Consider the following 1,549-nt stretch of genomic DNA (forward strand, 5'->3'; position numbering starts at 1 on the left):
TCTGGGCGCAAACTGCCAGTCTTCCTCAAAACGCAGGCCGATATTCCACTGATGGCCATAAGAGGTCGATGTCTCGCTGCCCCGCATGGCCCCCGCCTGCGGCAACAGGGCATAAACCTGATAGCCGTAATCCATGTAGTCGAAATTCGCCCCGACAAAGCTGGTAAGGGGCGTTTTACCGAGCGTGTCGCGACGGGTGAGATCCGTCTGGACATTGTAGGAGTTGAAAGGCCCCACAAAGGCTGTGGTCGAAGTCGGCTGCTCGACATGGCGCTGGTCATAGGTGAACTGGGTGCGCCAGACCATACGCGGCGTGAAATCGTGCTCCCATCGCAGCCCAACGATACTGCGCCTATCGAAGCGACCCAGATTGGCCTGTTGCGGTGTCACGGCGGTCTGTGCGCCATAGGCGCCGTTGCGATAGAGCGAAACCGTGCCGCATCCGGCAGCGGCCCCGGAAGCCGTAGCGCATCCCCGCTGATAGGGATTGAGTCGATACTGGTTCAGTGACAGCCGCAGCGGCAGGAACGCATCGGTCACGTTATTGATGAATTTCAGAACAAGACGGTCGCTGGGGGAGAGCGATACACGCAGGCGCATGTTCTCGGTCGAGGTTGCATACTGACTATTGGCAATAAATCCGTCGCTGCGCACATCGCTGGCAAAAAGCATGAAGTCATAGACTCGATTGCCTGCGCCCAGCGTCATGTAATTGTTGAACATGCCAAAGCTGCCGAAATCCGAGCCGAGTTCGAGCCCGTGGATCGACGCGCCGCTGCGCGTGCGGAAATTGATTGCGCCATTGATGGCGTAGTTTCCGTAAAGCGTGGAGGCCGGCCCCTGAAACACATCGACCCCCTCATAGGCATGAGGATCGATCAGATCGGCACGCGCCGTGCCATCGGGCTGGGTGACGGGAAATCCGTCCTCGGATACTTGCAGGTTGCGCAGCCCGTAGGATTGACGGGCGCCTGACCCGCGGATGGAGACCACGGTATCACGCGGGCCGTTCCCCTGAAGGAAGCTCGCCCCCGGCACCGTCACCAGCATGTCCGCCACGTTCTGGGCCACATGACTGGCAAAATCCGTGCGCTCGGCGCTGTAGGTGGTCTGGCCCACAGGCGAGAGGGTGACAGGCCCGCGCGCCTGTCCCCTGACGAGGATGGACTCAGGCACGGGTTTTGCTTCCCCATGCGCGGTCGGATTCACAGATCGGGGGGCTGCCAGCCGGTCAGGTCTGTGGGGCGACCCGGCTGAAGGGGTATGTGCGGACGGGGCGCGCACCGGATGATGCGCCGGCCATTCCGGGTTGGTAGCCGGAACGGTGGACGCGAAAGAGGATGCGCAGCCCCATGCAAACAGGGCCGGGACTGTGCTGCCGCATAGCAGAGCAGCGCGATGAATAAGGGGCATTGACCATAAACCTGACAGGGAACGGAGGTCATGAGTCATCGGACGCGGAACAGCGCCCTGGGACATCATGAGTCGAAAGGGGTCAGGTGATGGCGGGTGGCCCCTGGGCCGAGCGGGTCACAAACCCGTCGCAGGG

Annotated in this window: 1 protein-coding gene; it reads right to left on the bottom strand. The window is 61.6% G+C overall.

Annotated features, from left to right (window positions below):
• Nucleotides 1-1,176: TonB-dependent receptor (locus P792_RS38525; protein WP_235075427.1), on the bottom strand; the 1,176-nt coding region annotated here is incomplete at its 3' end.
• Nucleotides 1,177-1,549: the final 373 nt, after the last annotated feature.

It is taken from the genome of Asaia sp. SF2.1, assembly GCF_000505765.1.
Lineage (GTDB): Bacteria > Pseudomonadota > Alphaproteobacteria > Acetobacterales > Acetobacteraceae > Asaia > Asaia bogorensis.